We start from the raw sequence: 26008 nt of genomic DNA, 5'->3' as shown, positions 1-26008 counted from the left end.
ACATTTGATAAATCCCCTCATCCGTCTACGCTGAAAAAATCCGTGTGAAAAAATGACCTTCCGCGTGGCCCGACGATCTGATGGACATAATCAACGCCCTACTTGATGAGATTTACGCAGGCCGCTTCCCCGTCGCCGCACGTGAGCGTCTGCTTTCCCACATTCGTGCAGCGCGAGATACCGCTAAGCTGCCGCGCAAAGCCCACTGGGATGAGAAGGATGTGGTATTGATCAGCTACGCCGATCAGTTCCGTGAACCCGATAAGCCCACGCTTGCCAGCTTCTCGCACTTCTATCAGCAGCATCTGCAATCCACTTTCAGCCTGGTCCATCTGCTGCCGTTTTTTCCCTACTCTTCCGACGATGGCTTCTCCGTGATTGATTATCACCAGGTGAATCCTCTTTGTGGCGAGTGGCAGCATATTGCGGCGCTGCACAGTGAAACCCGGCTGATGTTCGATTTTGTCTGCAACCATATGTCGGCGCACAGCCAATGGTTTCGCCACTTTTTGGCGCAGGATCCCGGCTGGGATGACTTTTTTATCAGCATGCCGCCGGCCACCGATCTCAGCGCCGTGACGCGTCCCCGCACCTCGCCGCTGCTCACCCCGTTCGAGATGGCCGATGGTGAGACACGCTTTATCTGGACCACATTTAGCGCTGATCAAATCGACCTTAACTTTGCCAATCCTGAAGTGCTGATTTGCATGGTCGACGTATTGCTGGATTACCTGAACAAAGGCGCCGATTACGTTCGTCTCGATGCGGTGGGATATATGTGGAAAACGCCGGGTACAAATTGTATTCACCTGCCCAAGACCCACCAACTGGTGAAGCTGTTTCGCGCCATCGCTAACGAAGTCGCACCGGGCACGGTGATCGTCACGGAAACCAATGTGCCGCACAAGGACAACATCAGCTATTTTGGTAACGGGCGCGACGAAGCGCAGATGGTGTATCAGTTTTCACTGCCGCCGCTGGTGCTGCATGCCATTCATTCAGGATCCGCACGCGCGCTGCGCCAATGGGCCAGCACGCTGGGCACCAGTAACGGCACCACCACTTTCTTCAACTTCCTTGCCTCGCACGATGGCATTGGCCTCAATCCTGCGCGCGGTATTTTGTCTGAAGTGGAGATCGTAGCACTGGTGCGAGATTTGGCGCTGGAAGGGGCGCTGGTGTCTTATAAAAATAATCCCGATGGCACCACCAGCCCTTACGAAATTAACGTCACCTATTTCGATGCTCTCAACCAACAGAATGATGACGATGACACACGTCTGCGTCGCTTCCTGCTGGCACATGCCATTCTGCTCGCCTTTCCGGGCGTGCCGGCCATCTATATCCAAAGTATTCTGGGATCGCGCAACGACAATGAAGGCGTGCGCGCGGCAGGACACAACCGCGCCATCAATCGCCAGAAATACAGTTTGCGTGAAATGGAACAGTGGATCAGCGGCGATGACCCGTTACGTCAGCAGGTGTATGAACGACTCAGCGCATTGATCCAGCTGCGCACCCGCCAGAGTGCGTTTCACCCGGATAATACGATGACGCTACTGGAGAGTGAAAATACCGTGCTGATGTTGCGGCGGCATGCGCCAGGTAGTGATGACGGGCTCTTGTGCGTATTTAATCTCAGCAGCCGGGAAGTCACCACGCATCTGCCACAGACACGGCATTTTCAGGATGTGATCAGCGGCGAGAAGATCGACGGCAGCCAGCCGATGACACTGGCTGCGTGGCAATTTATGTGGCTGCGTGGCTGATTATTTATAAACATCCGCCGTGGCGCTGAACTTGCCATGTTCGCGGCCTGCGATCACCAGAAAGTATTTGCCGCCTTTCTCATCGGCCGCTTTGGAGAGTTCGCGCTTCGCATCCATCGGTGAAGTGGTCTCCGCCGTGGTGGTCACCGTACCGATTTTCTCCAGATTCATTTTTTGCACTTCTTCTTTAGTCACTTCCTTTGCGGCGAACGCTGAAAACGACACCGCACTCATCACCAGAGAAGCCACTGCCCATTTCATCATCTTCATAGCATTATCCTCATCCATTTTTTGCATTATTGAGATGTCAGCGGCTGCGAAGCACAACAGGCGAGATAGCAAAAGATCACACCGCGAAGCAGCTCAGCTCACGTCAAAAGTATTACCGCTGATGAAAGAATTGCCACTGCCGCAATAGATTTAACGGCTAACCGCTTGGATAAAATAGATAATATGCTGACAAAATGTGTCAGGGTGCGAGATAAATGGCGCATGTGCCGCTTTTTCCATCACAACTGCAGGTGAGCACGGCAACGCCTCATTTAACTGCTTTGCAATGCGACGCGGGACTAATCCATCCAGCGATCCATACAGACGCATAAAAGGCATTGTCAGCTGCGGCAGCTGCGCGCGCAGATCCACTTCACGCAATATCTCCAGTCCACCTTCCAGCACCGCGACCGAAGGCATTGGCTGCGATAGCACCACGTCTTTGAGCTGACGTGCATCCTGGCGAGCGTTTTCCGTACCCATGGTTTGCAAGGCCAGGAAACGTTCTACGGTGCGCTGGAAATCATTGCTCAACTGCTGCTGGAAGCTCTCCAGCGTCTCAGGCTTGATGCCTGGCCAATCCTCGTGCGCGGTAAAACAGGGCGACGATGCCACGCTAATCAGCGCGGTGACACGTTCAGGCTGCGTCAGTGCAATCTGGCTGGCAACCAGTCCCCCAAGCGACCAACCGAGCAACACTGCACGCTCAGGCAGTTGTGGAACCAGCTGTTGAGCCATGTCGGCTAAGGTCAGTGCACCAAATCCCTGGCTGCGGCCAAAGCCGGGCAGATCCACCAGGTGCAGACGAAAATGCGGGCTGAGTCGTGGAACAATGTTCTGCCACACTTCGGCATTCAATCCCCAACCGTGCAGCAGCACAAGATCGCGATCGCCCGTGCCTGTGGTGTGCCAGTAAAGCGAACTCATCGGTTACACTCCCGAAAAGTGAAAAGAGGCCGCTATGCTATCAATCCCTGCCCTGTGTTGGCTATGCCGCCTGCCATTACAGATTGCCAGACATGGGCTATGCAGCCGCTGTGTGCAACAAATCCCGGCGCTGCCCGCGATCTGCCCCTGCTGTGCACTGCCGGCCAGCGGCACCCGATTGTGCGGTCGCTGTCTGCGTCGCCCACCGCCGTGGCACAGCCTGACCTGCGTTAGTGATTACCTGCCGCCGCTGAGTGATTGGGTCATCCAGCTGAAATTTTCTCGGGCAACCGCACTCAGAGTGATGCTGGCGCGGCTACTTTTGTTAAAATTGTTAAATAGTCGCCGCGTTAACCTGACGCCGCGCATCGATTTGGTGTTGAGTGTGCCGTTACATCGGCGTCGTGCCTGGCAGCGTGGCTATAATCAGGCTGAGCTGCTGGCAAAACCACTGGCACGCTGGCTAGGTTGTGAATATCGTGCCGGGGTGCGCCGCAGACGGCGGGGGTTGGTCCAGCATGCGTTGCGCGCTTCGGCGCGGAAAAAGAATCTGCGCGGGGCCTTTTCCCTTGAAATGCCGGTGCGCGGACGCCATATCCTGCTCATCGACGATGTGGTGACCACCGGAAGCACGGTGGCAGAAATCAGCCGCATTTTGCTGGCGCAAGGCGCGGCCAGCGTGCATATTGGCTGCCTGTGCCGTACCTTGTAGAGCGTCGGCGTTGGGCGTATTATAACCAAGTAATTTAGTCAACTATTGAGCAATCGCCATGATCGTTATTACTGATGCTGCGCAAGAGCACTTCTCGAAATTGCTGTCAAAACAAGAAGATGGCACACAAATTCGCGTATTCGTCATTAATCCGGGTACGCCAACCGCTGAATGCGGTGTTTCTTACTGCCCACCCGATGCAGTAGAAGCCACTGATACTGAAATGAAGTTCGAAAAGCTGTCAGCCTATGTTGATGAGCTGAGCGCGCCTTATCTGGAAGATGCTGAGATCGATTTTGTCACCGATAACCTCGGTTCCCAGCTGACGCTGAAAGCGCCAAACGCCAAGATGCGCAAAGTGTCGGATGATGCGCCAATGGTTGAGCGTGTGGAGTATTTGCTGCAAGCGCAGATCAACCCACAGCTGGCTGGTCACGGTGGTCGTGTATCCCTGATGGAAATCACCGATGACGGTTACGCGATTCTGCAGTTTGGCGGCGGCTGTAACGGCTGTTCAATGATCGACGTCACGCTGAAAGATGGCATCGAGAAAGAGCTGCTGGCAGCGTTCCCTGAGCTGAAAGGTGTGCGTGACCTCACTGAACACCAGCGCGGCGAGCACTCTTACTACTGATTTTCTTGCGGCAGCGCACCCGAGCTGCCGCAGATTTCTACCTCGCTTTGCGCCCGTCATTCACCGCTTTCAGAACTTGCTTCACGGCTTTGTCGGCAAACATCTCTTCCAGCGAGACACATAACTTGCGCCGCCAGTTCGGATACTCATCCACTGTGCCAGGCACGTTTACCGGCATTGTCATGCCGAGCCAATCTTCCGGCTGCAATCCCAGTAGTGCGCTTTCCGTGCGGGCCAGGTAACGGTGCATCGCCACATTCAGCGCCGGCGTAAGCGGTTGTTTCAACGCAGGTTGACGACTGCGAGCAGGCATGGCCCCCGCCTGCTGTAAGGCATCCAGCAAAGCCTGCTTTTGTGCCGTGCGTTGTTGTTGCAGGGAGTGCAGCACGCTATCGCGATACATGCCAAGCTTTTCACCCAATGCCAAATCTTCCGCCTGCCAGAATCCGCTCAACGTGGGCAAATCATGGGTACTGGCACTGGCAATCGACTGGCGAGGATAAGCCGAAGGCTGGCGATAGCGGCCATCGCGCTCCTGTTCGAAGAACAGCACTTTCCACGAGAAAATACCGTGGCTGCGCATCATGCGGACGATGATCGGCGGCACAATGCCCAGATCCTCGCCGATCACCATGCAGCGATGGCGCTGACTTTCCAGCGCCAGAATCGCCATTAAATCGTCCACCGGATACGACACATAGGCGCCTTTATCCGCTGTCTCACCATACGGAATCCACCACAGCCGCAATAACGCCATCACGTGATCGATACGCAACGCGCCGCAATCACGCATGTTGGCGCGCAACAAATCGATAAAAGGCTGATAGCCGCGCGCGCGCATCTCGTGCGGATCAAGCGGCGGCAACGCCCAGTTTTGCCCCAGTGGCCCCAGGCGATCCGGCGGCGCACCCACAGAAGCGCCCAGCTTATACAGCTGCGCATCCTGCCAGGTTTCTGCACTGTGCTGCGCCACACCCACGGCGAGATCACGGTAAAGCCCCACCGTCATGCCGAGTTGCTGGCTGCGCTGCCAGCAGGCGGCAAATTGCTGTTGCGCCAGCCACTGCAACCAGCACCAGAATTGAATCTCGTCCTCATGCTGCGAGCACCACTGTTGCACCTCGGGCTGGTGCGCATTGCGCCAGGTTTCCGGCCATGACGCCCATCCCCACGCCTTCTCCTGCTGAGCGCTGCGTTCTGCCAGAATGCCGTCAAACGCCGCCTGATAGCGCAGATGATCGCCGCCCTCCGCGACAAATTGCAGGAACGCCTGCTCAGGCTGATAATGCTGCCAGGCCAGACGTAGCGCCGTGATTTTCAACTCCGCCACCGCACGATAGTCGACATAGTCAGTTGCGCGCGCGGCTTGCACATCCTTGCGCGTTTTAGCGCGTTTCCACCAACGCTGTGCTTCATCACTTTGTGCGAATGCCGCGACCTGATTGATGTCGATATACAACATATTCAGCCAGCGACGTGAGGTGGGGCTATAAGGGCTGGCGTGTTCAGGCTGCGCAGGATAAAGCGCGTGTAACGGGTTGAGGCCAACAAAATCGCCACCGTGAGCGGCAACCTGCTCCAGCATTTGCGCAAGATCGCCAAAATCACCGATCCCCCAATTGCGATCGGATCGCAGCGTGTAAAGCTGTACCAGCGCTCCCCAGCGTTTGTCGCCTTGCGCTAGCGGTTCGGATAAATAGCAGCGACGTGGCGCGATAATAATGCGCGAGTGCCATTGCTGGCGTCCCTGCCGCAAGGTCAAACGGTGATAACCCTGCGCCAGACGCGGTGGCAACGCGAAGGCTTCCCCCGCCTGTAGCGTGCCGCTGTAAGTTTTGCCGCGTTCGGTTTCAAACTGCCAGCTAAACTCGCCTTTGCCCTGCGGGCAACACTGACGCGGACGGCGCGGGGTAAAAACCAGCACCGGCGGCAGTGGTGGCGCTTTACCTTCCGGCGTATTCATCACCGCCAGCAGTGCACGTTTGGTGTCGTCGCTAATGCGCACCCGCTCACCGTTCGCGTTGGTAAAATCTACCGCAATACCCGCGTCCTGCGCGGCCTTATCCAGTTTACTGAGTGTCATCGCATCTCCTAGGGTGCGGTGCGCATCCATGCGCACCCGACGAAAACCGTACCGAACAACATCGGGTTGCCATTGTTGGCGAGCTGTAAATCAGCGCGCGGCCTGCCAGATACGCTGCTGGTAATCGCGAATCGAACGATCAGAGCTGAAACGTCCGGTGCGCGCGGTGTTAAGAATCGCCGCTTTGGCCCACGCCTCCGGATTTTTCCACAAGGCTTCAACCTGCTGCTGCGCCTCGAGATAAGCCTCGAAATCGGCCAGTACCAGCCAGGGATCGCCGCCTTTGGTCAGGCTGGTGAGCAGCATGTCAAATGCCTGCTTGTCACCTGCACTGAACTTGCCCTTCTCCAGGTCTTTCAGCAAACCATCCAGATACTTATTCTGCTTGCGCAGCTTTTTCGGGCTGTAGCCGTTGGCTTTGAGCGCCTTTACCTCATCCACCGTATTGCCGAAGATAAAGATGTTCTTCTCGCCCACCGCTTCGGCGATCTCAACGTTTGCGCCATCCAGCGTGCCAATGGTCAGCGCGCCATTCAGCGCCAGCTTCATATTCCCGGTACCGGACGCTTCATAACCGGCGGTCGAGATTTGCTCCGAGAGATCGGCTGCCGGAATCATCAGCTCTGCGGCGGTAATGCGATAGTCCGGAATAAATACCACTTTCAACCGATCGCCAACTTTGGGATCGTTGTTAATCACTTCAGCCACTTTGTTGATGGCGTAGATGATGTTCTTGGCCAGGTAGTAGCCTGGCGCGGCTTTCGCACCAAACAGAAACACGCGTGGTACAAAGTCGGGGTTATCAGGATTGTCCCGCAGTTGACGATAGCAGTGCAGCATATGCAGCAGGCTGAGGTGCTGACGTTTGTACTCGTGTAGCCGCTTAATCTGCACATCGAACAGCGCATCAGGGTTCACATCAATGCCGGTCACGCGTTTGATGTATACGGTCAGGCGCAGCTTGTTCTGCTGCTTGATGGTACGGAACTGCTGACGGAAAGCTTTCTTACGCGCATAGGGCGCCAGCCACTCCAGCGCATCCAGATCGTTGGCCCACTCCACCTGCAACGTCTCATCAATCAGGTTCGACAGCAGCGGATTGCACTGCTTCAACCAGCGGCGCGGTGTGATGCCGTTGGTGACATTATGGAATTTGGTCGGCCACAGTTGGTGATACTCCGGGAACAGATCCTTCACCACCAGCTCAGAGTGCAGCGCAGCCACGCCATTCACGGCGAAACAGCTCACCACACACAGGTTCGCCATACGCACCTGCCCGTCGGCCACCACCGCCAGCTTTTGCCAGGTCGCGCTGTCACCAGGCCACTGCTTCTTGACGATTTTTTTCAGCCGCTGATTAATTTCGCGAATGATCAGCATATGGCGCGGCAGCAGATCGCGCACCAGCTGTTCATCCCAACGCTCCAGTGCTTCTGGCATCAGCGTGTGATTGGTATAGGCGAATACACGACTGGTGATGTGCCAGGCTTCATCCCAGCTCAATTGATGCTCATCCAGCAGAATACGCAGCATTTCCGGGATGGCGATGGTGGGATGGGTATCGTTGAGCTGGATGACTTCAAAATCGGGCAAGGTGTGAATCGAGCGCCCAGCGAGATGATGACGACGCAAAATATCGCCTACCGCGCAGGCGCACTGGAAATATTGCTGCATCAGGCGCAGGCGCTTCCCTTCAGCGTGATTATCGTTGGGATACAGCACCTTGGTGAGTTTGTCAGCATCAATCCCGGGCTGTTCGGCCTGCAGGAACTTGCCATCATTGAACAGGGTGAGATCGAACGGATGCACGCTGGTGGCTTGCCACAAACGTAACGGCAGCGTCACGCCATTGCGGTAGCCGACCACCGGCAAATCCCAGGCTTCACCCTTAAGATGAAATTTAGGTCGCCACTGCAGCGAGCCATCGCTGTTTTTCTTCACTTTGCCGCCGATGCCAACCTGCACATCCTGCGCGGCGTTATGGCGAAACCACGGATAACTGTTGCGCTGCCAGTCGTCCGGCGCCTCTTTTTGCTGGCCATCGTCAAAGGTCTGGCGAAACAAACCGTACTGATAATTAAGGCCATGTCCCATCGCGGCCTGCCCGACAGTGGCCATGGAGTCCATGTAGCACGCGGCCAGGCGCCCCAATCCACCGTTGCCAAGCGCCGGATCCACCTCTTCCTCCAGCAACTCACTGAGTTCTACCTGATGCGCCGCCAGCGCTTCCTTCACCTCGTCGTACCAACCGAGATTCAGCAAGTTGTTGCCAGTCAGGCGGCCGATAAGAAACTCCATCGACAGATAGTTCACATGGCGTTGGCCTGCGCGCGGTGTGGCGGGCGGCTGTGTGGCGAGCATCTCCGTCAGCACACGGCTTAATGCCTGCCACCACTGATGCGGTGTCATTTGCTGGGCGGAGGTGAGTCCAAGGTGCTGCCATTGGCGGGTAAGTGCGGCGTCGAAACGTGTCTTATTAAATTTTTGCTGCGACATATCAATCCCTTCGAGTCCGTTAACGGTAAAGATGGGCGAGCGCAAAACCAGAAAGGATAAGTAAAGCCGGGGGCGAAGAAAAAAGCGACAGAGAAATGCGGATGAAGGGAAAAAAAGTGGATTTAAGCGTGGCGCTCAACCTGATGCGACCCTGCGGGCGGCACAGAGGCCGCCCCGGCAGGATGGATTAGCAGAGTTCGAGATGGACTTCGTGTTGCTCAATCACCTTCAGCACGCTGGCGGGCGGCGTCTGATCGGTATACATGTAGTCAATCAGGCTCATATTCCCCAGGTTCACCATCGCATTACGGCCAAACTTAGAATGGTCCACCACCAACATCACGCAGCGTGAGTTTTCGATTATCGCGCGTTTGGTGCGTACTTCGTGGTAATCGAACTCCAGCAGTGAGCCATCCATATCAATACCGCTGATGCCGAGAATGCCGTAGTCGAGGCGGAACTGGGAGATGAAATCCAGCGTCGCTTCGCCCATGATGCCACCATCGCGCGTACGCACTTCACCGCCGGCGATGATCACGCGGAAGTCCGGTTTCGCCATCAGCAAAATTGCCACGTTGAGGTTGTTGGTCACCACACGCAGATTGTTATGGTTCAGCAACGCATGCGCCACCGCTTCAGGCGTGGTGCCGATATCGATAAACAGCGTGGCACCATCGGGGATCTGGCTCGCCACACGCTCGGCAATGCGCGCTTTCTCCGCCGACCACATCATTTTACGATCCTGCCATGCGGTGTTTTCAGAGCTGGAAGGCAGCGCCGCGCCGCCGTGATGACGCTGGATTTTATTCTGATCGGCCAGATCGTTCAGGTCACGCCGAATGGTTTGCGGGCTCACCTCAAAGTGATCCACCAGCTCTTCCGTACTGACATATCCCTGGCGTCGCACCAAATCGATAATGGCGTCATGACGTTGCGTCTGCTTCACATCTCTCTCCTCGGCTCAGAGCCGTTTTCTTTTTATACCTGCTACCGACGTGCCACATTGCGCGTATCGACAAACGCCATTGCCAGGCCGACCAGCAAGCCGGTGACATGTGCAGCGTTAGCAATCGACAGCCCAAAAGCGCCGTACCAGCCAATAATCAGCCATACAATAGCGAAGCCCATCAGACCGCGCTCCAGATAAATACCACTTTCGGGATCGCGCTCGCCACGCAGCCAGCAATAACCCATCAGCGCATACACCACGCCCGATAGTCCGCCGAACAGTACACCGCTGAATTTAGCCTGCATCCAGCCGCTTAACAGCGCGGAAATGAGCATAATCACAAACAGCTTGCCACTGCCAATGCGCTTCTCCACTGCGCCACCGAGATACCACCACCACATCAGATTGAACAGGATGTGCAGCAGTGAGAAGTGCAACAACGCATGGCTAAACCAGCGCCACACCTGGAAATACTGCGAGGAGTCAGCAGGCCACGCCAGCCAATCCAGCGCCACATCATCACCGACAATCTGCATCATGATGAACACCGCCACGCAGGCAATCATGATCGTCATGGTGAGCGGGCCTGCGCGTTCACGAATATTCGCCCAGATGTTGCTGCGTTCATAGCGCAAGCCACTTTCGGTACTGCCTGTATGCCAGCTGGCGGCCTGATAGCGTGGATGATTAGGGTCGCGTACGAACTGGGCAAGTTCGTTTTCAACCATCTCCAGCCTGGCTTCATCATCCAGCATAATGACATAGTGGCTTTCGCGCTCAATACGCAGCGTGACGCCGCGCGTTGCCATGTAATCCACAAACGCCTGCGCCATACGCGGGTTGTTGAACTGAGTAATGCGCATCGTGCGGGTTCTCCTTCCTTTATGTGATCGTCTCAGACGCCGCCAGTGGCCACCTGCGCGGGGAACACGGCACGCCAGGCGTCAAAACCGCCATCGATGCTATACGCTGCACTGAATCCCTGCCCTAACAAAAACTGCGCCGCCCCTTTGCTGCTGTTGCCGTGATAGCACATCACCAGCACCGGCAACGCATGATTCGCCTGCGCGATAAAGTCCGCCAGATTGTCATTCGACAGATGCAACGAGCCTGTCGCGTGGCCCATGGCAAAGCTTTGTGGGTCGCGAATGTCCACCAGCTGTGCGCCTTGTGCCAGGTGCTCGTTAGCCTGCTGAACCGAAATACATTCGAAGTTTTCCATGGTGTCTCTCATAAGGTCGTCACAATTAGCGCCTAGTTTAACCTGAGAATCCGTCGCGATAACCTGACAAAAGTTATGGCTATGGATTTTTTTTCCTGCAGGAATGTTAGCTATATCACGCAAAAATGTTTTTATTGAGTTAAGCGCTGGCATCAATGTTGGTTTCCGATTATTATTACGCTCGAAAACGAACATTTTAGAACTATTCCGAACATCGGAGGAGATGACGTGGAAACCAAAGACCTGATCGTGATCGGCGGCGGCATTAACGGAGCCGGCATTGCAGTGGACGCTGCAGGACGCGGACTGTCAGTGCTGATGCTGGAGGCGCGGGATTTGGCCTGTGCAACCTCCTCCAACAGCTCTAAATTAATCCACGGTGGCCTGCGCTACCTGGAACATTACGAATTCCGTCTGGTGGGCGAAGCGCTGGCCGAACGTGAAGTGCTGCTGAAAATGGCACCGCACATTGCCTTCCCAATGCGCTTCCGCTTGCCACATCGCCCGCATCTGCGTCCGGCGTGGATGATTCGCCTTGGCCTGTTTATGTACGACCGCCTGGGTAAACGCACCACCTTACCGGGCAGTAAAGGCCTGCGTTTTGGCGCGGAATCGGCCCTTAAGCCTGAGATCACGCGCGGATTCGAATATTCCGACTGCTGGGTGGACGATGCGCGCATGGTGGTACTTAACGCGCAGGAAGTGGTGAAACAGGGTGGCGAAGTGCGCACCCGCACCCGCGTTAACCGTGCATGGCGCGAAGGTGGTCTCTGGATGGTGGAAGCGGAAGATATCGATACCGGCAAAATTTTCACCTGGCGCGCTAAAGGCCTGGTCAACGCCGCTGGCCCATGGGTGAAGCAACTGTTCGACGATGGTCTGAAACTAAAATCACCTTATGGCATTCGCCTGATCAAAGGCAGCCACATTGTGGTGCCGCGCGTACATCGTGAAAAGCAGGCTTATATCCTGCAGAACGAAGATAACCGTATCGTGTTTGTGATTCCGTGGATGGACGAGTTCTCTATCATCGGTACGACAGATGTGGAGTACAAAGGCGATCCGAAAGACGTGAAGATCGATGACAACGAAATCAGCTATCTGCTGAAAGTGTTTAACGGACACTTCAAACAGCAGCTGAGCAAAGATGACATCGTCTGGACTTATTCTGGTGTGCGTCCGCTGTGTGATGACGAATCGGATTCTCCGCAGGCCATCACCCGTGATTACACGCTGGATGTGCACGATGACAACGGCCAGGCGCCGCTGCTGTCCGTGTTTGGCGGTAAGCTGACCACCTATCGTAAGCTGGCAGAGCACGCACTGGAGAAACTGGCGAAGTACTATCCCAACGCCGGCCCAGCCTGGACTAAATCAGCAGTATTGCCAGGCGGTGATTTCTCTGGCACCCGTGAAGATTACTCCGCGGGCTTACGTCGTCGCTATCCGTTTATCAGCGAAGGCATGGCGCGCCACTTTGCCCGTACCTACGGCAGCCGCACCGAAGAACTGCTGGCTGGCGCAAGCAGTCTGGCGGATCTGGGCGAGAACTTCGGCCACGAGTTTTATGAAGCTGAATTGCGCTACCTGGTGAAAAATGAGTGGGTGCGCGAACTGGATGATGCGATCTGGCGTCGTACCAAACAAGGTATGTGGCTGACAGAAGCCGAGCAGGCGCGCATTCGCGAGTGGCTGGCGGTCAACGGTCAGAAACCGGCGCTGTCGCTGGCTTCGTAATCCAGGCCAAATAAAAAGGCCGTTATCCTGAAAGGGGTAACGGCCTTTTTTATGGTGTCTGAAGTCAAAACAGCGCGATGAATCGCACCGCTACCACGAAAGTGCACAATCCGCAGCGGCGCAATTCATTGCGTATCATTGAACTTATAACCCGGTATTCTCGCGAATATATTTACGTGCTTTCACCGCATATTCGAACGGATTGGCCAGCGCCGGATCCTGCTCCGCTTCTACCACCATCCAGCCTTTGTAGCCGTAATCGTCGAGGATTTTGAACACCGGTTTGAAATCAATCACGCCGTCGCCCGGCACGGTGAAGGTGCCTTTCTTCACGCCATCAAGGAACGACAGTGATTTTTCACGCACTTCAGCCACCACGCTGTCACGCACATCTTTCAGGTGGACGTGGAAAATACGTGGCAGATATTGGGTCAGCACATCCAGCATCGCCTGCTGTGAGCCTTCGGAGTAGTAGATGTGGCCAGTGTCATACAGCAGGCCGACATTCTGATTGGTCGATTCCATAAAGCGATCGATTTCCGCTGGGGTCTGAATGCCGGTCCCCATGTGATGGTGCAGTGTCACGCGCATACCCTTCTTCGCCGCGATTTCAGCCAACTCGTTGTAGCCTTCCGCCGTCAGACGCCACTCTTCATCCGTGAAGATCGGTTTCTGCTCCAGCACCGCCAGCGTGGTGCCCTGAATACTTTTGCTTTGTTCAGAGCAGCCAATCACGCGCGCTCCCATGGCGTGCAGGAAGTTCATGTGATGGGTGAACTCGTCGATGGTTTTCGCCTTGTCACCGTTGGCGAAGAAAGTGCTGAACCAGGCATTGCAGATTTGGATACCACGAATATCCAACATCGGCTTCAACACTGCGGGATCTTTCGGGTATTTACTGCCGACTTCACTGCCGGTGAAACCTGCCAGCGCCATTTCACTGACGGTCTGCTGGAAGGTATTTTCGCTGCCCAGCTCTGGCATGTCATCGTTGGTCCAGCCGATTGGCGCAATCGCCAGTTTTACATTGTCTTTGTTCATTTCAATTCCCTGATTCTGAGAGAGAAGTGTTAGCGCACGGATTCAGTTATTTAGCGTAAAAGTCTGGACGCGCTGGCATGGTCACCGGCTCAATAGCGCCGCTGTTCTGGGCTTTATGGCACGCATCCGCCGCAACGGAAGCGGCAAACCCATCCCAGGCGGAAGGACCGGTCAACTTGCCCGCCGTGGCGTCATTGATGAAGGCCTGGAGTTCAACGTCATAGGCTTCAATGAAACGGTCTTTCCAGTCAGTAAGCAGCGCATTGCCGAGACGCGCGTTTTTACGCATCTGAATAGAGGAAGGCTCAGGCAGTTTGGCAATGCCCTCTTCGCCCACCACTTCACACTGAATGTCGTAGCCGTATGCGCAGTTCACGAAGATCTCGACATCAATACGAATGCCCTTCTGGGTTTCGAACAGCACGATTTGCGGATCTTTCAATTTGGCGTGGCTCTTCGAGGTGGAACGCGGGAACACCACCTGCACCGATTTATAATCGTCTTCGGTCAACCAGCGCAGCACGTCCAGCTCGTGAATCAGGGTGTTGGTGATCGCCATATCGGTGGTGTAATTTTCGCCCACGCTCTGGTTGCGGTGCGCACAGTGCAGCATCAGCGGCTCGCCGATTTCACCGTCAGTGATCACTTTCTTCAACGCGCGATAGCCTGAATCGTACGGACGCATAAAGCCCACCTGCACCAGGCGTTTACCGTGTTTAATTTCGGCATCAACGATGCGGCGGCAGCCTTCGGCGCTCATCGCCAGCGGCTTCTCGCAGAACACCGGCTTGCCAGCAGCAATGGCGGCGAGGGTGAATTCTTCGTGGGTCGGATCCCATGATGTCACCAGAATGGCATCCACCTCCGGCGAGTGAATCACCTGATGACCATCCTGATACACCTCAGCTTCGATATTCAGACGCTGCAGCGCCGCACGGGCCCCTTCCACGTTGATATCTGAAACCGCCACCACTTTCGCGCCCTGCAACACATTGTTGCAGCGACGACTGTGATCCTGACCAATTGCACCGGTACCAATTACACCGAGTTTGAGCGTCATAATTACACCTGTAGAGTCGGATAAGTATGCCCTTCATATTTCAAGATGCAGGTGCGTTGGCTGCTCTCGTTGGCCGTCTTCCTGACTCTCGAATTATTTGGGGTACATAGGGTTAAACAAGGCCGGCGAACGCCGGCCTCAAAAGGGTGTTAGTACTTACGTGCTTGTTCGATATGCACGTTAAGCTTGTCAGCGACTTCCTGCGTGCGTTCAGACGTTGAAGTCTGAGCCACACCAACGTGCCACCAGCTGAAATATTTGTGAATCATGGTTTTTGGCAGCACTTTGATGTCGAACAGCACTGAAACGGTCTGTTTCTGCGCGTCAATCAGTGCAGCTTCCAACTGTTCCAGCGTGGTGATGCGATAAGTTTTACAGCCGTAACCGCCCGCAATCGCCGCGAAATCGACCGGAATAAAGCCGCCATCCAGCTTGCCGCCTTCCGGGTTGCGGAAACGGAACTCGGTGGTGAAGCTGTCCATGCCGTGTTCCATCTGCAGGTTGTTAATACAGCCGTTGGTCATGTTATCCAGCAGCACCACGTTGATTTTCGCGCCTTCCTGAATCGAGGTGACCAGCTCGGAGTGCAGCATCATGAACGAGCCATCGCCAACCATCACGTAAACTTCACGCTGCGGCTGCGCCAGCTTCACGCCCAACGCGGCATTGACTTCGTAGCCCATGCAGGAATAGCCATATTCAACGTGGTACGAGTTGTAATCTTTGGTGCGCCACATACGTTGCAGGTCGCCCGGCAGACTGCCCGCTGCCGCGACAATCACTGCATCCTTTGGGAGCTGCTCGTTTAAGGTGCCCAGCACGCTGCTCTGCGTCAGCACTGACTGCGTCAGGCGCTCAAACTCAGTAAACAGCGCTTCACGGTCAATGTGATCGGCGATTTCGGGAATAAAATCGTCGGTGTTATAAGTGGCGGCATACACACGCTGCGTCTCTTTCAGCAGCTTGCTTTGTGCCTGCTCAACCTGACCGCCCCAGTGGTTCTCAAAGCCTTTCAGTCCGCTTTCCAGTGCGGTCAACCCTTCACGCGCATCCGCTAACAGCTGCACCGCATCAAGCTTGTAGCTGTCGAAATTACTGACGTTGATGTTGAGGTAGCTCACTTCAGGATTCTGGAAAATCCATTTCGAAGCGGTGGTGAAATCGGTGTAGCGCGTGCCGATCCCGATCACCAGGTCGGCTTCTTTCGCCAACAGGTTAGCCGCCAGGCAGCCGGTTTCGCCGACGCCACCCACATTCAGTGGATGATCAGAAACAATGGTGCCTTTACCGGCCTGCGTTTCGGCAAACGGGATGTTAAAGCGTTCCGCGAATTTCAGCAGCGCGGCACCGGCATCGGAATATTTCAGACCGCCACCCACGATAATCAGCGGCTTGTGTTTACGCGCAATCAGCGACAGAGCATCTTCCAACTGGGCAGCGGTCGGTAGACGGCGATCCAGACGGTGCACTCGTTTCTGGAAGAAATATTCCGGGAAGTCCCAGGCCTCACCCTGCACGTCTTGCGGCAGCGCGATGGTCACGGCACCGGTCTCCGCCGGGTCGGTCAGCACACGCAAGGCATTAATACAGGCAGTCATCAGCTGTTCAGGACGGCTAACGCGGTCCCAGTATTTGCTCACCGCGCGGAAGGCATCGTTGGTGCTGATGCTGAGATCGTGGCTCTGCTCGATCTGCTGCAAAACGGGATCGGGCTGACGCGTCGCGAACACATCACCCGGCAGCAGCAATAAAGGAATGCGGTTCGCGGTCGCCGTGGCAGCGGCGGTGATCATGTTCGCCGCGCCCGGTCCCACTGAAGAGGTACAGGCAATAATCTGACGACGCAGTGACTGCTTGGCGAAACCAATCGCCGCATGCGCCATGCCCTGTTCATTACGACCCTGATGCACCACCAGATCGCCGCTGTCCTGCTCCAGCGCTTGCCCCAGTCCCAGCACGTTACCGTGGCCGAAAATGGCAAAAATGCCTTTCACAAATTTGGTTTCAACGCCGTCAACGTTCAGATACTGGTTATCAAGAAATGTCACCAGCGCCTGTGCCGTGGTAAGTCTGATTGTGCCCATATGCTTCTTCCTTTACATGCTGGTACCTGACGTGAGGTACAACGCGGTTCGGGTTTTCGCTGCCGTTACGGCACCCGCGGATAAGTGAAACGTGTGGCGATTATAAACAAATATTTTTTTCATTAAACGTAATTACAGAAGAAACATTTCATTTTGCGATGGAGATCAAATTCAGCGATGAAACGTTGCCAGCGGAGGCCGTTGCAGGGATAAAAGTGGAATGACAAAATAGCATTTTAACAAGATAGCGAAATTTCATTTCACTTCAGTAGCTTCCTTTATTCACAGCCATTTTCCTGCGACCTGGCTCACAAGCCAGAGCATCAGTGAAACTGATGCTAAACAGCGTGCCGTGATAGCGCATTGTGCAGAGTTTTACCTCGGTCACAAAATCGCGATGGATGTTTCATTTCATATTGTATTTGGAATTTTTATTCCTCATACTGCGACCATAGCCAATCAGGCACCTTGAGAACCCGGAAGCATAGCGCTTGATGTTGGGCGTTTTCGCCCCAGTGTCTGCTTATCACAGAAGGAAACCACAGGTATGAGTACACAACAGAAGCGGCTTGATGTGATTTGTATCGGACGCATCGCCGTCGACCTCTACGGTCAGCAAATCGGATCACGTCTGGAAGATATGACCAGCTTTAATAAATATCTGGGCGGTTCTTCCGGTAACGTGGCCTATGGAACAGCCATTCAGGGCTTGAAATCAGCCATGCTGGCACGCGTAGGGGATGAACATAACGGCCGCTTTCTGCGAGAAGAATTGCAGCGCGTAGGTTGTAACACCGATGGGCTGATCACCGATAAAAACCGCCTGACCGGCCTGGTGATCCTCGGTATTAAAGATGAAGATACCTTCCCGCTGATCTTCTACCGCGACAATTGTGCCGATATGGGCCTGGTGCCGGATGACATTAAAGAGGAATTCATCACCTCTTCTCGCGCTGTCGCGGTCACCGGTACGCATCTTTCACATCCGCAAACCCGCGCTGCAGTACTGAAAGCGTTGGATATCGCCAAGCGAAATGGTCTGCGCACCGCACTGGATATCGATTATCGTCCGGTGCTGTGGGGCCTGACGTCACTGGGCGATGGCGAAACGCGTTTCGTTGAATCCGGTGAAGTCACGAAACAGCTGCAGGAAGTGCTGCACTATTTCGATTTGGTGGTAGGAACGGAAGAAGAGTTCCATATTGCCGGCGGCAGCACGGATACGCTAACAGCACTGAAAAATGTGCGCCAGGCAAGTAAAGCCACGCTGGTGTGTAAACGTGGCCCCTTGGGTTGCGTGGTGTTTGAAGGTGATATCCCGGACAGCTGGGAACAGACCAAATTGCAAACCGGCGTACGCGTTGAAGTCCTGAACGTGCTGGGTGCAGGCGATGCCTTTATGTCTGGCCTGCTGCGCGGCTGGCTGAATGATGAAAGCTGGGAACAGGCTTGCCGCTACGCCAACGCCTGTGGTGCGCTGGTGGTCTCACGCCACGGTTGCGCGCCGGCGATGCCAACCAAAGAAGAGCTGGACGATTTCCTTGGTCGCGATAAAGATGTGAAACGTCCGGATCTGGATGCGCGCCTCAACCATCTGCACCGCGTCACCACGCGTAAACAGCAGTGGCCAGAACTCAACGTGTTCGCCTTTGACCACCGTAAGCAGTTGGCAGATATGGCACGTGAAGCGGGCGTCAGTGAAAATAAGATCCCGCAGTTGAAACTGCTGCTGCTGCAGGCGGCACAGGAAGCGGCCAACGAAGCAGGCTTAAATGAGAAGAGTGGGATTCTGGCGGATACCACCTACGGCCAGAAAGCGCTGAACGCCATTACCGGCAAAAACTGGTGGATTGGCCGACCTATCGAACTGCCAAGCTCGCGTCCCCTGCGTCTGGAGCACGGTAACATCGGTTCGCAACTGGTCGACTGGCCGGCAGAGCACGTGGTGAAATGCCTGGTGTTCTACCATCCGCACGACAGCGCCGAGCTGCGTAAAGAGCAGGATGAACTGGTACTCGATGTGTGGAACGGTTGTAACAAGAGCGGGCATGAGCTGCTGCTGGAACTGATTCTGCCGGAGAGCAATCCGGACCGTAATGAAGCGTACTATTACGACATGCTGAGTCACTTCTACAGCCTGGGCATTCAGCCGGACTGGTGGAAACTGCCACCGCTGTCGGCGGAGAGCTGGCAGGCCATCAGCGGGTTGATCGAACAGAACGATCCCCACTGCCGCGGCATTCTGCTGCTCGGCCTCGATGCACCGGAAGAGACGCTGAAAGCCGGTTTCTCGGCGGCGGCGCAAGCGCCGTGGGTGAAAGGCTTTGCCGTCGGACGCACCATCTTCGGCCAACCTTCACGCCAATGGCTCAACGGTGAACTGGATGATAAAGCGCTGATTGAAACGGTGAAAGGCAACTATCTGCGACTGATTGGCTACTGGCGCGCGGCACGTGGCTGACAGGGTTTAATCACAGTTAAAAGCGGCTCGCAAGAGCCGCTTTTTTTATTGGCTTTTGCCTTCTCGCTAATCACTTCTTTTTGTGAGGCATTTCATAAACCGATGAAATAAGCGTCACGATAGCGTCAAACAAATGAAATTTTCCATCCATCTGGTACTATAGCGCTCATTATCCAGCCATATTTTCATTTTTGACGGGCCGAAGTCATGACCAATAATCCAACCCAATTAACCTTGTTACAGGACGATATCCGTCGTCGCTATGAGACGCTGAGTAAACGCCTGAAGCAGGTGGCTCGTTATATACTTGATAACAGCAACAGCATTGCTTTCGATACCGTCGCTTCCATCGCGCAACAGGCCGATGTGCCGCCCTCCACGCTGATTCGCTTTGCCAACGCATTTGGCTTCAGCGGTTTCAACGAAATGAAACAGGTTTTCCGTCAACATCTGATGGAAGAAACGGTGAACTACACAGAGCGCGCCCGTCTGTTCCGCCAGACCGCAACGGATGACAGCGCCAGTTCTCCTGAGAGCCCGGTTGAGATTCTCAACGTCTTCACCATGGTGAACAGCCAGGCATTGCAGCAGCTAGCCATGCAGGTTAATCCGGACCAGCTGAACAAAGCGGTGAAAATGCTGGATGAAGCCGAGAATATCTACATCATTGGCCTGCGTCGCTCATTCAGCGTTGCGTCTTATCTGGTGTATGCGCTGCGCCATCTGGAGCGTCGTGCGTTTCTGATCGACGGTCTCGGCGGCATGTTTACCGAGCAGTTGAGCATGGTGAATCCCAAAGATGTGGTGATTGCCATCAGCTACTCGCCGTATGCGCGTGAAGCGGTTGAGCTGGTTGAGTTGGGTGCCAAACGCGGCGCACATCTGATTGCCATCACCGACAGCCAGGTGAGTCCGCTGGCCGCCTTCAGCGATGTATGTTTTGTGGTGCGCGAAGCGCAGGTTGATGGCTTCCGTTCGCAGGTCGCCTCACTCTGTCTGGCGCAGACGCTGGCGGTTTCATTAGCGTTGAATAATACCAACACCGGCGAATAACTTCGCCGAGCGTTGCACATCACAAAGGGCAGCCATTGGGCTGCCCTTTTTACATGTGTCATTCATATCTTGCGATGTTCTGGCAGGTGCGCATCACTGCACACCCAACGACAAGCGTATCGCTAGCCGATAGGGTCGCCATTAGGACGACCTGCGACTTTATTTGCTGCGCGGGTACTTATCACTGTTCACCCAGGCGTGATCTTTTTCCCAGGTAAACTTCCACAAACGCACCGGACCGGCCATCACGTTCAGATAGTAGTTATCGTAACCCGCAATGGTGGCCACCGGATGGTAGCCACGCGGGACGGTCACCACATCGCGGTTATACGGCGCCATGCACTCGTCGAGTGAACGGTCGTCGGTATACACGCGCTGCATCGCGAAACCAGGCTCTGGATCGAAACGGTGATAATAGGTCTCTTCCAGATAGGTCTCATCCGGGCTGGTTTTCTGGTCATGTTTATGGCTCGGGTACGAACTGGTCGCGCCCTCGTCGGTATACACTTCCACCACCAGCAGGCTGTCGGCCTCTTTGTTGTCCGGCAAAATGTTGTGCACCAGACGCTGATTGCGCCCTTTACCACGCTGCTCCACACCCACATCTTCCGGGGCAATCAGGCGTGCAGGCAGGTTGCCTTTACTCGGCGCATTACACACCGCCAGTTCCAGATCGCTGTCGGCGTAGACTTCTACTTCATCATCGTGCGGCACATACACCGAGTACGGTGGAATACGCTCGAACGGTGACAGGCGTTTGCCGAGGTTGGGAAACTCCGCGTTGCGGGTTTTCACTGAGGCAAAACCCGCCACCAGCACCAGGCACAGCTCTTTATCGCCGCTGCTGAGTTTCAGGCTTTGGCCCTTCTTCAACAGATAAGCATCAAAACCGACATACTCCCAGCCCGCACTTTCCGGCGTGACGTGCTGAATACGGCCGTTGCTGTCTGGCTGCTGTGCTTTCGAAATCAAAGACATCATCGATCTCCTTGTTAGAGCGAGATTAGCCCAGCGTCGGCATGCTGAACTCTGAAACAGTCTGCTGACCGCTCGGCCAACGTACGGTGGCGGTTTTCATGCGGGTGTAGAAACGCACGCCGTCTGGACCGTGCACGTTCAGGGCACCGAACACTGAGCGCTTCCAGCCGCCGAAGCTGTGGAACGCCATTGGCACCGGCACGGGAACGTTAACGCCTACCATGCCCGCTTCCACGTTCTGCACGAACTCACGCGCGGTGTGACCGTTGCTGGTGAAGATGGCGCTGCCGTTGCCGAATTCATGGCTGTTTACCAGCTTCAGCGCGCTGTCGAAATCGGTAGAACGCATGATGCTCAATACCGGTCCGAAGATCTCTTCGCGCCAGATCACCATGTCCGGGGTAACGTTATCAAACAGGGTGCCGCCCACGTAATAACCCTCTTCATGGCCTGCGACTTTCACGCCACGACCATCTACCACCAGTTTTGCGCCCTCGGCTTCACCTTTGTCGATGTAGCCCAATACTTTCTTCTGATGTGCGGCAGAAACCACCGGGCCCATTTCGTTCTCTTCAGCACCTTTCTGGATACCGGGGCCGATGCGCAACGCTTTGATCAGCGGAGTCAGACGCGCAATCAGTTTGTCAGCAGTATCATTGCCCACTGCGACAACCACAGGCAGCGCCATGCAACGCTCACCGGCAGAACCAAAGGCGCCGCCCATGATGGCATTCACAGTGGCATCCAGATCGGCATCAGGCATCACGATAGCGTGGTTTTTTGCCGCACCAAACGCCTGCACACGTTTACCGTAGGCGCTGGCGGTTTTGTAGATATGCTCGGCCACGCCGGAAGAGCCGACGAAGCTCACTGCCGCAATACGCGGATCTTTGTACAGCTGCTCAGCATCTTCGTTAGACGAGTGCACCACGTTGAACACGCCATCCGGCAGTCCTGCTTCTTTCAGCAGTTCAGCCATACGCACAGAGGCTGATGGATCCAGCGCCGGTGGCTTCAGGATGAAGGTGTTACCGCACGCCAGTGCGATAGGGAACATCCACAGTGGCACCATCGCCGGGAAGTTGAAAGGCGTAATACCCGCGACCACGCCAACCGGCTGCATCAGCGAGTAGCTATCCACGCCGGTGCCGACGCTTGGTGAGTTTTCACCTTTGATCAGATGCGGGATTCCGCAGGCAAACTCGATCACTTCGATACCGCGCGTCAGCTCACCTAACGCATCCGACCACACTTTGCCGTGCTCAGACACAATCAGCGCAGCCAGCTCGTCACGGTGTTTTTCCATCAGTGCTTTGAAGTTGAACATCACACGGGCACGACGCAGCGGCGCAGTTTTCGACCATTCAGGGAACGCGGCATGGGCGATTTCGATCGCTTTTTCCACTTCAGCAGCGGTGCTCTGCGTCAGTTCACGCGCGACTTTGCCGGTGGCTGGATCGTATACCGGGATGGTTTCATTGCTGGCGCTGTGGGTAATCTTGCCGCCGATAAAGTTTCCTACGATAGTCATGTCGTTGCCTCTTTGATGTGAAATTCCCTGCAGGCAGTCGGTTATCACTGCAACACCACCTGACCAGGCAATACGAAAAGCGTGCTATGAAGCTATTACAATGAAATAAATTTTTCAAATACTTCTTTTTGGAAAATTTCCTTTTAGCGGCATGGATCGCATTTTTCCCGCTCTGGCCGTCAGGCAGGCGCAAAGCCCTCACTACGGGCGTTCTTCCCCTGTTGCCCCGGCGCAACCCTAACCCACTGTGACCACACATTTTCTACTTAAGTCACGTCGCTATGCTGTTGCGCGAAACGAAATATGAAATTTTTGCGAGGAAGATCCAATATCTGATATTTCATAATTCACTAACAATGAAATAAATGTTTTCTTTGCAGCATCTGATCCGTATCCTATTACAGGAGCCACACATGGCCATCGATCCAACCCGTTTCTGTATCAACCGTAAAATTGCGCCTGCGCTCTCACTAGAAGCTTTTTTCCAGTTAGTTCAGCGACTGGGTTTGAGCAAAGTGGAACTGCGTAACGATATGCCGGGCGGCAAGGTCACCGATGGTCTGAGCGCGTCGCAGCTGCGATCGCTGGCGGATAAGTATCACATCGAGATCGAGACCATTAACGCGCTCTATCCGTTTAACCGCCCTGATGACGCGCTGTTGAGCAAAGCCGAAGCGATGTTGCAAGAAGCAAAAGCCATTGGAGCCAAAGCGCTGGTGATGTGCCCATTGAACGAGGGTATTGCCATCGCACCAGAGAAAACGCTGGAGGCGTTGCAGATCCTGGCACCGCGCTTCGCTGAATACGGTATTCAGGGGCTGGTTGAGCCGCTGGGCTTCCCGGTGAGTTCACTGCGCTCTGCGGTGCAGACGCAAAAGCTGATTAAGCAGGCGGGCGTGCCGTTTAAATTGTTGCTGGATACCTTCCATCATCACCTGTACGAGAACGCCGAGCAGGAGTTCCCGCAGGAGATTGAGGTGAACCAGATTGGTTTAGTGCATCTCTCAGGCGTGGAAGATACCCGCCCAACGGTGGAACTGACGGATGAAGAGCGCATTATGCTGAGCGACCGCGATGTGCTGAACAGCGTGGCGCAGGTGAAGCGTCTGGAGATGCTTGGTTATAAGGGCATTTACGCATTTGAGCCATTCTCCTCGGAGCTGGAGATGTGGGGCGCGAAAGAGATTGAACGCGAAATTCGCCAGAGTATTGAGTTACTGCAAGCCTGATTTATAACGGCGGCCGAGGGTGTGTGGTCGCCGTTTCCCCTACCCTTATCTGTGTCCATAACAAGACACACTTTGTTAGTGTTAGGCCTCGGTCGGAGGCCCTTTTTTCCATCCTCGTCATATTTTACGTCATAGCTGCGTTGGCCGCGTTTGTGCGCCCCAGTCACTTACGGACGTAAGCTCCTGAGGACTTACAAACTTGCCGCCTTGCTCTGACGTAAACTATTTAGAGGATGCCTGAGCGATTTAACAACGTTTGCTCTCACCCTAATTACTGACGGACGTAAGCTCCTGGGGACTTACAAACTTGCCGCCTTGCTCTGACATTAACGATTTAAAAGATGCCTGAGCGATTTAACATCCTGTTTCGAGGGCGCCTGAGTGATTGACATGAATAATTTGAGGATGCCTTATCTATTGAGAGTCAGGCATTTTCTTTGATTTCTACGTTCGCCTCTGCGGGCATGCGCTTCATCATGCGTAACGTGCAGAACAGCGCCAGACATACCAGCAGCGCAGTCAGCAGATACACCAGCGAGACTCCGGCGTAACTCATGATAAACCCCGCAATCGGGCCGGTGATGCCCAATGACAGATCCATAAACGCCGTGTAGGTCGCTAGCGCGCTGCCCTGATTCTGCTGCGGTACCACCTTCACCGCCACCACGCCAATCGCCGGGAACACCAGCGAGAAACCTGCACCGGTTAGAAACGCCCCCATTTTCGCCATCCAGGGATCGAATGAACCCGCCACCAGAAACAGTCCAACCGCTTCGACGGCAAAACAGATGCTGGCGACGCGCAGGCCACCGAGTTTATTGATAGCGTTGGGGAACAGCAGGCGCGTACCGACAAAGGCGGCACTGAACATCGTTAGGGCAAAGGCGGCACCATCCCAGCCTTTATCCTGATAGAACAGGGTGATAAAGGTGGCGATGACGCCAAACCCTGCTGACCCCATCGCCAGGATTAGGCCAAAACCGTAGATTTTGCCCAGCACATCGCGAAACGGCAGCGGTTTGGCTTTGCTGCCTTTCACTGGCGCACGCGGCAGTGCCAGCGCAATCGCCAGCACGCAGATGGCAATGATGATGCTGGAAAGCAGCAGTAAACCGCCGCTGCGGAAAATCACCACACCCAGCGGTGCACCAATCGCCATCGCGCCGTAGGTGACAATACCGTTCCAGGAAATCACCCGACCAATATGCAGCGACCCAACGCGCGCCACGCCCCACAGTGAAGTGCCGGTGCCAGAGAAGCTTTGCCCCACGCCCAATATCACGCGCCCCAGACACAGCAAAATCAGGCTGAGGACGCCCTGCCCTTCCGTCAGTGCTGAAAGCAGGATACAGATGCCGCTAATCAGACAACCCACCAGCCCCAGCACCACGACCTTCTTCGGCCCCCACATATCAGCATAGCGCCCGGCATGTGGACGGCTCAGCAGCGTGGCGATGTACTGCAGGCTGATCACCAATCCCGCCCAAAAGGCGCTGTAGCCTAATCCGTCATGGACAAAGCCCGGCAGCACCGCCAACGGCAGGCCAATCGTGAGATAGCTGGCGAAGTTGAACTTCACAATGGAGAGGATCAGAAGATTCAGGCGAAGTGGGCCGTGTTCAGGGGCTGCGGCAGGCTGGTCAGGCATGAGTGATTGCGCTCGTGGGTGACTAAATATTTGTATAGAAGGCTAACTATACGCCTTTTCCTGCCGACTGCATCCGGTGATCGCCCTAATTTATGGTCATCATTTCGTCATATCGCCCACTTAC

At 55.0% G+C, this 26008-nt stretch carries 20 protein-coding genes; 7 read left to right on the top strand and 13 right to left on the bottom strand.

All coding sequences use genetic code 11. The features are described 5' to 3' along the window. Nucleotides 1-80 precede the first annotated feature (80 nt). Nucleotides 81-1769, top strand: coding sequence for an alpha-amylase family glycosyl hydrolase (locus tag VH86_RS18730; RefSeq protein ID WP_045833776.1), 1689 nt, complete (start codon nt 81-83; stop codon nt 1767-1769). Here the strand turns inward: VH86_RS18730 and VH86_RS18725 are convergent, their stop codons facing one another. Both VH86_RS18725 and bioH read right to left on the bottom strand, forming a co-directional pair. Further along, nucleotides 1770-2039 carry a DUF1471 domain-containing protein gene (locus tag VH86_RS18725; protein ID WP_034820058.1) on the bottom strand — a complete coding sequence of 90 codons (270 nt, stop codon included), beginning with the start codon at nt 2037-2039 and terminating at the stop codon, nt 1770-1772. A gap of 150 nt (nt 2040-2189) precedes the next feature. Further along, the gene (gene bioH / locus VH86_RS18720) at nt 2190-2966 is read right to left on the bottom strand and encodes a pimeloyl-ACP methyl ester esterase BioH (protein WP_045814072.1); all 777 of its coding nucleotides are present in this window, start codon (nt 2964-2966) and stop codon (nt 2190-2192) included. 34 nt (nt 2967-3000) lie between these two features. On the opposite strand from bioH, the gene VH86_RS18715 reads away from it, so the two are divergent. Then, complete coding sequence (locus VH86_RS18715) at nt 3001-3678, top strand: phosphoribosyltransferase family protein (RefSeq protein ID WP_045833775.1); 678 nt, start codon at nt 3001-3003, stop codon at nt 3676-3678. A 58-nt stretch (nt 3679-3736) separates the two neighbouring features. Next, the gene (nfuA, locus tag VH86_RS18710) at nt 3737-4312 is read left to right on the top strand and encodes a Fe-S biogenesis protein NfuA (protein ID WP_034819678.1); all 576 of its coding nucleotides are present in this window, start codon (nt 3737-3739) and stop codon (nt 4310-4312) included. 37 nt (nt 4313-4349) lie between these two features. Here nfuA and malQ read toward each other — a convergent pair whose 3' ends face one another. The 5 genes from malQ to glpE form a co-directional block, all read right to left on the bottom strand. Continuing rightward, a complete protein-coding gene (malQ, locus tag VH86_RS18705; RefSeq protein ID WP_045833774.1) occupies nt 4350-6395 on the bottom strand; it encodes a 4-alpha-glucanotransferase in 2046 nt (681 codons plus the stop codon). 90 nt (nt 6396-6485) lie between these two features. Continuing rightward, nucleotides 6486-8891 (bottom strand): maltodextrin phosphorylase, encoded by a 2406-nt coding sequence (malP, locus tag VH86_RS18700; protein ID WP_045833773.1) that lies wholly within the window; start codon nt 8889-8891, stop codon nt 6486-6488. A 187-nt stretch (nt 8892-9078) separates the two neighbouring features. Then, on the bottom strand, nt 9079-9837 hold the full coding sequence (locus tag VH86_RS18695) for a DeoR/GlpR family transcriptional regulator (RefSeq protein ID WP_034819687.1): 759 nt from the start codon (nt 9835-9837) through the stop codon (nt 9079-9081). Between the two features lie 41 nt (nt 9838-9878). After that, nucleotides 9879-10703: a rhomboid family intramembrane serine protease GlpG gene (gene glpG, locus VH86_RS18690; RefSeq protein WP_038644257.1), complete on the bottom strand. Its 825-nt coding sequence runs from the start codon at nt 10701-10703 to the stop codon at nt 9879-9881. 32 nt (nt 10704-10735) lie between these two features. Next, on the bottom strand, nt 10736-11062 hold the full coding sequence (gene glpE / locus VH86_RS18685; protein WP_045833772.1) for a thiosulfate sulfurtransferase GlpE: 327 nt from the start codon (nt 11060-11062) through the stop codon (nt 10736-10738). 228 nt (nt 11063-11290) lie between these two features. Here glpE and glpD point away from each other — a divergent pair, with 228 nt between their 5' ends. Further along, entirely contained in the window at nt 11291-12799 is a 1509-nt protein-coding gene (gene glpD / locus VH86_RS18680) for a glycerol-3-phosphate dehydrogenase (protein WP_045833771.1), read from the top strand. A 144-nt stretch (nt 12800-12943) separates the two neighbouring features. On the opposite strand, the gene iolE is transcribed toward glpD, so the two are convergent. The 3 genes from iolE to iolD form a co-directional block, all read right to left on the bottom strand. Then, nucleotides 12944-13840 (bottom strand): myo-inosose-2 dehydratase, encoded by an 897-nt coding sequence (gene iolE, locus VH86_RS18675; RefSeq protein WP_045814078.1) that lies wholly within the window; start codon nt 13838-13840, stop codon nt 12944-12946. Nucleotides 13841-13886: 46 nt separating this feature from the next. Further along, complete coding sequence (locus VH86_RS18670; protein ID WP_045833770.1) at nt 13887-14900, bottom strand: Gfo/Idh/MocA family protein; 1014 nt, start codon at nt 14898-14900, stop codon at nt 13887-13889. Nucleotides 14901-15049: 149 nt separating this feature from the next. Further along, the gene (iolD, locus tag VH86_RS18665) at nt 15050-16984 is read right to left on the bottom strand and encodes a 3D-(3,5/4)-trihydroxycyclohexane-1,2-dione acylhydrolase (decyclizing) (protein WP_045833769.1); all 1935 of its coding nucleotides are present in this window, start codon (nt 16982-16984) and stop codon (nt 15050-15052) included. A 547-nt stretch (nt 16985-17531) separates the two neighbouring features. On the opposite strand from iolD, the gene iolC reads away from it, so the two are divergent. Both iolC and VH86_RS18655 read left to right on the top strand, forming a co-directional pair. Beyond that, a complete protein-coding gene (iolC, locus tag VH86_RS18660) occupies nt 17532-19445 on the top strand; it encodes a 5-dehydro-2-deoxygluconokinase (RefSeq protein WP_045833768.1) in 1914 nt (637 codons plus the stop codon). Between the two features lie 207 nt (nt 19446-19652). Then, entirely contained in the window at nt 19653-20498 is an 846-nt protein-coding gene (locus VH86_RS18655; RefSeq protein ID WP_045833767.1) for a MurR/RpiR family transcriptional regulator, read from the top strand. A gap of 159 nt (nt 20499-20657) precedes the next feature. Here VH86_RS18655 and iolB read toward each other — a convergent pair whose 3' ends face one another. Together iolB and VH86_RS18645 are read right to left on the bottom strand one after the other, a co-directional pair. Continuing rightward, entirely contained in the window at nt 20658-21476 is an 819-nt protein-coding gene (gene iolB, locus VH86_RS18650) for a 5-deoxy-glucuronate isomerase (protein ID WP_038644251.1), read from the bottom strand. A gap of 25 nt (nt 21477-21501) precedes the next feature. Then, on the bottom strand, nt 21502-23007 hold the full coding sequence (locus VH86_RS18645) for a CoA-acylating methylmalonate-semialdehyde dehydrogenase (RefSeq protein ID WP_045833766.1): 1506 nt from the start codon (nt 23005-23007) through the stop codon (nt 21502-21504). Nucleotides 23008-23420: 413 nt separating this feature from the next. Between VH86_RS18645 and VH86_RS18640 the strand changes: the two genes are divergently transcribed. Next, a complete protein-coding gene (locus tag VH86_RS18640; RefSeq protein WP_045833765.1) occupies nt 23421-24236 on the top strand; it encodes a TIM barrel protein in 816 nt (271 codons plus the stop codon). A 424-nt stretch (nt 24237-24660) separates the two neighbouring features. On the opposite strand, the gene VH86_RS18635 is transcribed toward VH86_RS18640, so the two are convergent. Continuing rightward, entirely contained in the window at nt 24661-25884 is a 1224-nt protein-coding gene (locus tag VH86_RS18635) for an MFS transporter (RefSeq protein ID WP_045833764.1), read from the bottom strand. Between the last annotated feature and the right edge of the window lie 124 nt (nt 25885-26008).

Source organism: Pantoea sp. BL1, assembly GCF_000963985.1.
Taxonomy (GTDB): domain Bacteria; phylum Pseudomonadota; class Gammaproteobacteria; order Enterobacterales; family Enterobacteriaceae; genus Pantoea; species Pantoea rwandensis_B.
This window is presented reverse-complemented; position numbering and strand designations above follow the sequence as displayed.